Below are 7,515 nucleotides of genomic sequence, written 5' to 3'. Positions count from 1 at the left end.
CCAGGCACAGGATCTCTGCAGAGAAATAGGAGAGCCTTCTGAAATCAGTAAAGTATACCTAAAAATAAATGGAAAAAATAACCTGGAGAACGCAAAGAAAATATTTTCAGTAATTTAATATAATAATATAATATATAGCAATTCGGCGATTGCCTTCGAAATGGCCTGGCGTCGGGTGTCCGGTTCTTCAAATTTTTCCGCAGCCCGGGCAGTTCTTGCTTTTTGCCCGTTTGGTACAGCGGCTCTGAAAATCAATGCCGCTGCTTTAAATGGGCGTATCAATTTGTCTGCTGTACGACGGCTTTTTTTCTTTTGCCGTCGTGCGGCAGAATGGTTTGGTTATTATTGGTGAACGGCGTCCGCTTCTTCTTGTGTGAGCTGACCATTTTTAACTGCATCAGAAATGGCTTTGTCTAATTCCTCAACTGTGGAATAATCTCCAATGTGTACTGTTTTTCCGTTATCTTTTGTTACATCAACACTATAAGAGGAAACTACATCTTCAGTAGGTGGAATCATGGAGTAGGTATCGCCGTCACCGTTGTCTTTGGAATACAATACTCCTTTTTTGATACTTTCCAGAGTTCCTTTATAGCTGTCCATCATAGCAGCTACGCTTTCCTGTGTAAATTCATGGAATACGCCTTCCCCATCATACCAACCATCTCCGGTTCCAATCAAAGATTCCATTTCTTTTTTCTGTTCGTTCATCCACGCCTCATATTCATCAGCTGTCCACCACTGCACATCCGGTGCTGCATTGTTCTTCTCATAATCTGCCTCGGCAACCCAATTTTTACCGTCAACGCTGATTTGTCCACCGTCTGTATCCTGATAGAGAATATCTGCGCTGGATGTGTTTCCCGTTTCGGATGCTGAAACCTTTGGTGTATCCGAAGCCAATGCGCTTGCATAAGTAACCCCTGCAATGCTTAAACAGATTGCTCCGCACAAGCCTATTGCCAAAATTTTTTTGTTCTTCATAGATAAGACCTCGCTTTATAAGAATTATAGCTGCCCTCTTGAGGACAGCTATAATATAACAAAGCAGCTTGGATATAATTTGCAAGGATTATGGATTTTAGATGGAGTTGTCTATCGGCTGCCTGCAAGGCAATTCAAACCAAAACAGTACACCATTATTTGTATTTGAAATGCCGTACTTTGCTTGGTGCATTTCCATGATTTTGCCAACAATATAAAGCCCTAATCCGCTTCCGCCGAAATTACGGTTACGAGATGTATCTGCTCGGTAGAAAGCTTCAAACAAATGTGGAATAGCATCGTCAGGCACACGGACACCTGTGTTTTCAATTTCACCACGAATTGTACCATGCGTTTCGGACAAAGATATACGAATCAGTTTACCACTTGGAGAATAGTGAGTTGCGTTTACCAATATATTTTGAATCGCCCGTTCCATCTGTGCTTGTTCCACTTCACAATAAAGACGGGTAGGAATATTTGCTTCAAGGCACTGTTCCTTTTCTTCCAATAAATCTGTTACAGTGGCAATCTGTACCCGAAATATTTCCGCAAAATCAACGGTTTTATATTCAGTTTTTTGAGTTCCTTCCGCTTTGGAAACATACAGCAGCTCTTTTACCAACTTTTCTATCCTATCAACAACGGCCAGGGAACGCTCCATGTACTCTATATGGTTTTCATAACCGCAGACTCCGTTCAGCATTCCCGCCAAATGTCCTTTCAAGATGGTTAGTGGTGTTTTCAGTTCATGGGATGCTGCCGAGAAAAAGTCTACCCGCTGTCTTTCTAACTCCTGTTCCTTTTCAATATCTGTTTTGAGCTGTTGGTTGGCAGTTTGAAGATCGTTCAATGCAGTGGATAGCGAAGCAGACAATGAATTTAGATTTTGCGCCAAACACCCTAATTCATCTTCTCGTCCTGTACTACATTGACCGGAAAAATCCAATTCCGCCATTTGCTTTGAAATCTTGCTCAGTCGCACAATAGGTCGAGTGATGTACCTTGTATAGAGCCATGCACAAAGGAGCGAAAGCAGAAAGATCATTAAGATAACATACGGAAGAATAGACAGCAATACCTTTGTTGCCTGCTGTACAACGAACAAATCCGTTTGAACTGCCAATGCATAAGCAGTACCGTTTTTTAACGTGAACGGGTAAAAATTTGTCGTGGTTTCCCCAGACGGTTGCATATCTATGAACGATTCATCTTCATCGAATGTAACTGTACAATCTGCCGAAGTAGTAGAGGTTTCTATTGATGCCTCGTCGGGATATATCATACGACCGTTACTATCCTCAATCCAAAAAGCAGTATTTGTTTCCTTTGAAAAATTAGATATATCATTTTCACAATCAGATATATTGTCAAAAGCTGTCATTTGCTCAACAAGGTGCATAGCGGCTTTCTCTGTGGACACATTTATCAAATTGGAGTATGTCGCAGGTAACAGCTTTGAAATGAAAAAATATGTTCCGCTACAAGCTGTACCCAGTAGAAAAAATGTAATTATAAAAATCTTAACGGATAAACGTTGCTTAATGTACTTTGTCAACTCTGTATCCCACTCCTCTGATTGTTTTTATATAGTCAGCATTTAATTTTTTGCGAATGTTCTTTATGTGACTGTCAATGATCCGATCTTCGACCTCCAAATCGTCCTCCCACAATCGGTCAAGTAGCATTTGCCGAGTAAAGACCTTTCCCTGATTTTCAAGCATAAGCCTAAGAAGCGCAAACTCTTTGCTGGTTAAAACAACCTCGTTTCCGCCTTGATATACATGGAATCCGTCAACGTCCATACTTAGCTCTTTATAAGTAAGCAGGGATTGATTTTGAGTTTCCACAGTCCTACGGCGAAGAATAGCCGCAATCTTGCACAGCAGGATTTTGGGCGAAAAGGGCTTTGGAATGTAATCGTCAATCTGCTGTTCAAAACCCCGCAACTGGTTTTCTTCATCCGAAAGCGCAGTAAGCATAATAATAGGGACTTGTGACCGCTTACGAATGACCTCACATACACCATAACCGTCGATTTTAGGGAGCATGATGTCTAACAGCACAAGGTCGATGGTATCCCCAAACATTGCAATGCCCGCCACACCGTCAGAAGCAACAGCGACTTCATATCCCGCATCAATCAGATGGTTCTTTAATATATCCTGAATGTCAATATCGTCCTCAACAATTAAAATCTTCTGCATTGTTCCACCTCCAACTTTTCAAATATAGCAGAGAAATATGTATCTATTATGGAGTCTCAAATTTTATCCGCATTTATTTTACCCCCATCCTTTCAATCTATCAATGTTGTCATCGAGTATGTAGATAAAATACTACTAAAACATAAAACTGCGTATCGTCCTCATAATCAAACCTGAATACCTTTTACCAAATCGTCACCTTGCTGGACATTTCCGTAGACCAATTCTTTTATCCTGACAGGCAGAACAGCGAAAGTAACTGCTGCCAGCACATTGATGTCCTTTTAAACTCTAATGAAAAAGAATTTGTCGTGATAGAAGCCACAGCCGGGGGCATTAAGAAAGCCAGAGAAACGGAGGTTCCAGGAAAATCTACATACCCATTTTCCAGGCACAGGATCTCTGCAGAGAAATAGGAGAGCCTTCTGAAATCAGTAAAGTATATCTAAAAATAAATGGAAAAAATAACCTGGAGAACGCAAAGAAAATACTTTCAGGAATTTAACATAATATATAGCAAGAAGTCTCCTTCCTTTACAGATGTGCAATGAATTGTAAAAGTACTGTACGAACGCTGTAAAAGCAAAAAAGAACACTTGGTTGGTGATGCAGTTCATGGTATAATAGTATCAGTTGATAACATAAATGATAAAAAAGCTAATTTTGTTAAAAAAGGATCACAATGTACATTTGAATATCAGATTTACTGCTTTTTGATCATGTGGTTGTAATGTTCCGTGCATAGCCCAGAATGGAACTAAGTAAATTTATCAATGTCTGTTCCTTTTTCAAAATCTGAGATTTAAATGGCAGAAGTATATCACATGATAATGCTTATGGTATGGAAAAAAGCTTTCGTTGTAGCCTATGGTTCTGCATGGAAAGTTATTGGATAAAAGATACTGATTAATACTTGGTAAAATGAGGGAGCTCACAAATGAAAAAAATTACAATTGCCTTAATTATGGTTATATCATTAATAGCACCAATTCAGACAATGGCGGAGAGTGTTACCCAGACCGGTACAATAATAGAGCCTTTGGAACAGAATATTGAACAGATCATCGATGAAATCACTTCTGAACCGCGTCCAATAAATTCTGATGCAATACAGAATGTAAAAGAATATATTAGTGAATATTTTGGCAATCTGGGATATGACAATATAGAATACCAGAAATTCGAATATAACGATGAAAACAATGAGAATGCAATAAGGCATTCCTCGCAGGCGGATGTGTTTCTGGCATCAACAGCCGAGAATGCAATTGTTGACGGCATTGGTGAAAATATCATTGTGACAAAAAACTCATCTATTGATACTACAAAAAATCTGATCATAAGTGCCCATTATGACAGTGCAGAAGATTCGGTGGGCGCCAATGATAACGGTTCCGGAGTGGCAGCAGTGCTTGAACTGGCAAGGATTTTAAAAGATACAGAGATGCCGTATAATATAAAATTCATCCTGTTCTCGGGCGAAGAGAAATATATGCTGGGTTCAAGATGGTATGTTGGTAAGCTGACGGAGGACGAGCGGAAACAGATCATCGGAGTAATAAATATTGATACTATTGCAGAAAAAAGTGATCTGGGTTATATGGCGATGATCGAAGGAAACAAAAGACCAGACAATGCGGAATATGATGATGAGGGATTGAAAAAACTGGCCGAATTAAATAAAAACAGTATGTCAGAACTATTTACACCCAATGACAGATTTTTCCTGACAATGGCAACCAACAGTGACCATTATCCGTTTGCATTAGTGAATATCCCGGCAGTATCTATTGTCCAGGACTGGCAAGATGGTTTGAACGTGAATGATAGTTCTGATGTAAAAGAAAATATGGATATACAGAGAATTGTGGAAGTGATTGATCAGGTTATGGAAGTACTTCCAACGATCAATTAAATTTATATCAAAAATCTTCCACTAATGGTAGTGCCAGATAAAAAACATTGTAGAAGTCAGTAATATTAATATTTTTCATGGTGCTAGCACGGTGTGAAGTCGAAATAATCAAATACTGACAGAGACTAGGAGGTGGAATAATGAAAAAATGGATCGTGATGCTGGCGGTACTTGTTATGTTCTGTCTGGCGGGATGCGGGGAAAAGCCGATGACAGCAGTGTATTTTCATACAGATGATAACAGCTGGTATTTTGCGGATCTGGACACGGACACGATTTTCTCCGGAACGATACCGGATAAGCTTACGGATGAGAATGGAAAGAAGCTGACAGAGGAAGATATGACAGACGGAGATGTTTACCTGATCTATGGAGATGGTATCATGCTGGAAAGCTTCCCGGGACAGTATCCGGGAATCACAAAGATGGTACGGAAAGAACAGGGCAATCAGGAAAAGGCCGATCATTACCGGAAGGAGCTGCTTTCCATGATGCGTCCGGTGACTGGAGAGTGATAAAATAAAGCTTTTTTAGAAAAATATTAAAAGAAAATATATATCCATTTCTTCTATATTTTGATAAACTATATATTAAGACCACTGAGAAGAATAAATTTTAATTTTCAGGTCTTTCTGGATGGACAGGAACAATAATGGTCTATCCGGGAGGGCCTTTTTTTATTGCAGGAATGGCGTAAAATGGTACTTTTGATGGAAATATGATTGCAGAAAAATGAAAAAAGAAATGTTAGTTCTGACTATCATGTCCAGTATGCCTCAAATCATTTGGAGAAGGCGAAGGACGTGTTTATGAAAGCGATGAAGATCCTCTGGATTTACATAGCCCAGTGGAAAGAAAAATAGAAATTAAACTGAGATGATAAAAAAATATAGAAAAAAGAATTGACAATTATATTCTACAATTGTAGAATATAATTAACTTCTACAGATGTAGAAAATAAAATTCTAGGAGAATCCACGATGAAAACAAAATTTATGACACTTATGACGGTAGCAACACTTGGGATTTTTTCAGCTGCAACGGTTATGGCAGCAGGAAATAACGATTTCTATACACAGCCGCCGGCTGGATCTGAATGGGAAAAAGCAGATACGGAAGGTACCTATGCAAGCTATACGAACGGAAATGATTATGTAAATATCTATAAATATTCACTGGAGGATGTCAAAACAGGGATTGCCAAATGCAATGACACATACGATGCCTGCTATCAGACAATTTATTCAGAGGGAAACAGCCTGTATATGGCAGTGGGATATGCAAAAGATGCAGATGACATCAGTGACGTCAGAAAATTTGTAGAATATATTTCTTATCCTGGAAATCCTTCGCTTACCAGACAGGAGAACGAAAACCAGACAGATGATTCTTCTGATGATTCTGATAAGGCAACTACGGATACTGCCAGTCAGAAGTCAGGAGGAGATTCAGATTCCTCCGATACAGAAGAAAATGCTTCTACAAAATCCTCGGACATCAATAATGATTCCGATATCCTTACTACCTCACCAATGACATTAGTTGACAGTGATGGAAATACCATTGAGATTAATTACATTCTTCACAAAGATTATTCTTGTGAATATCGTGGAGATGATGGAATGAACTATACCGATAATGGGGATGAAACTTATACCGACGAAAATGGAAATACCTACTCAGCTCTGAATGATGACACTCATCATCTGGGACATACGTTGGAACAGCATGACCTTCAGGATGCAAACGGTAATACTGTGACGGTTACGGAAACTACAAATGGTGATTATTATTTCCAGGACGAAAATGGTACAGGATTTACGGACAACGGAGACGGGACATGGAGTGATGAAAATGGCAGCAGCTATACAGAAATAGACTGATAGTGGTCAGTAGCTGCAGGAATGGCAAGGGCATTTGCAAATTGTGCAAAAGCCCTTGCCATTTCCGTGAACCATGGTAAAATAGAGTTATTCCTACATTTGTAGAAAATATGTAACAGGGGAGGTATGAAAAAGTGAAAAAAACTTACCAGAGACTTCCGGAATCAGAACTGGATATTATGCTCGTTCTTTGGAACAATACTCCGCCGATGACCAGACCGGAGATTGAGAAAGTGATCAATATGAAGAAAAAGCTTGCATCAACAACAATTTTGTCATTGCTGACCAGATTGGAGAACAAAAATTTCGTGGAAGTGACGAAACAGGGAAAAATGAATCTGTATACACCCCTGGTTTCGCAGTCAGATTATCAGGCACATGAAAGCCAGAGTGTTCTTGAGAAGCTTTATGGGAATTCACTAAAAAAGTTTGTAACTTCACTTTATCATGGAAAGAAGATCAGCTCGGAAGAAGTCCAGGATCTCAGTGAATTTCTTAAGAACCTGGAGGACAGGGAGGAATAGCA

8 protein-coding genes are annotated in these 7,515 nt (G+C 39.3%); 5 read left to right on the top strand and 3 right to left on the bottom strand.

What is annotated here, in order from left to right:
- Positions 1-342 precede the first annotated feature (342 nt).
- The 3 genes from HFM85_RS14790 to HFM85_RS14780 form a co-directional block, all read right to left on the bottom strand.
- Positions 343-984: a hypothetical protein gene (locus HFM85_RS14790; RefSeq protein ID WP_173738964.1), complete on the bottom strand. Its 642-nt coding sequence runs from the start codon at positions 982-984 to the stop codon at positions 343-345.
- A gap of 97 nt (positions 985-1,081) precedes the next feature.
- On the bottom strand, positions 1,082-2,542 hold the full coding sequence (locus HFM85_RS14785; RefSeq protein WP_173738963.1) for a sensor histidine kinase: 1,461 nt from the start codon (positions 2,540-2,542) through the stop codon (positions 1,082-1,084).
- Positions 2,526-3,191, bottom strand: coding sequence for a response regulator transcription factor (locus tag HFM85_RS14780; RefSeq protein ID WP_173738962.1), 666 nt, complete (start codon positions 3,189-3,191; stop codon positions 2,526-2,528). Before HFM85_RS14780 ends, HFM85_RS14785 begins: the two co-directional genes overlap by 17 nt.
- 200 nt (positions 3,192-3,391) lie before the next feature.
- Here HFM85_RS14780 and HFM85_RS16755 point away from each other — a divergent pair, with 200 nt between their 5' ends.
- The 5 genes from HFM85_RS16755 (at position 3,392) to HFM85_RS14755 (ending at position 7,513) form a co-directional block, all read left to right on the top strand.
- Positions 3,392-3,607, top strand: coding sequence for a hypothetical protein (locus tag HFM85_RS16755; RefSeq protein WP_456298183.1), 216 nt, complete (start codon positions 3,392-3,394; stop codon positions 3,605-3,607).
- A gap of 521 nt (positions 3,608-4,128) precedes the next feature.
- Positions 4,129-5,106, top strand: coding sequence for a M28 family metallopeptidase (locus HFM85_RS14770; protein WP_244092526.1), 978 nt, complete (start codon positions 4,129-4,131; stop codon positions 5,104-5,106).
- Positions 5,107-5,246: 140 nt separating this feature from the next.
- Positions 5,247-5,621 (top strand): hypothetical protein, encoded by a 375-nt coding sequence (locus HFM85_RS14765; RefSeq protein WP_015524968.1) that lies wholly within the window; start codon positions 5,247-5,249, stop codon positions 5,619-5,621.
- Between the two features lie 465 nt (positions 5,622-6,086).
- Complete coding sequence (locus tag HFM85_RS14760; RefSeq protein WP_173738961.1) at positions 6,087-6,989, top strand: hypothetical protein; 903 nt, start codon at positions 6,087-6,089, stop codon at positions 6,987-6,989.
- 134 nt (positions 6,990-7,123) lie between these two features.
- Positions 7,124-7,513: a BlaI/MecI/CopY family transcriptional regulator gene (locus HFM85_RS14755; protein WP_026649345.1), complete on the top strand. Its 390-nt coding sequence runs from the start codon at positions 7,124-7,126 to the stop codon at positions 7,511-7,513.
- Positions 7,514-7,515: the final 2 nt, after the last annotated feature.

The sequence above is a fragment of the Blautia schinkii genome (assembly GCF_013304825.1).
Classification (GTDB): domain Bacteria; phylum Bacillota; class Clostridia; order Lachnospirales; family Lachnospiraceae; genus Blautia_A; species Blautia_A schinkii_B.
This window is presented reverse-complemented; position numbering and strand designations above follow the sequence as displayed.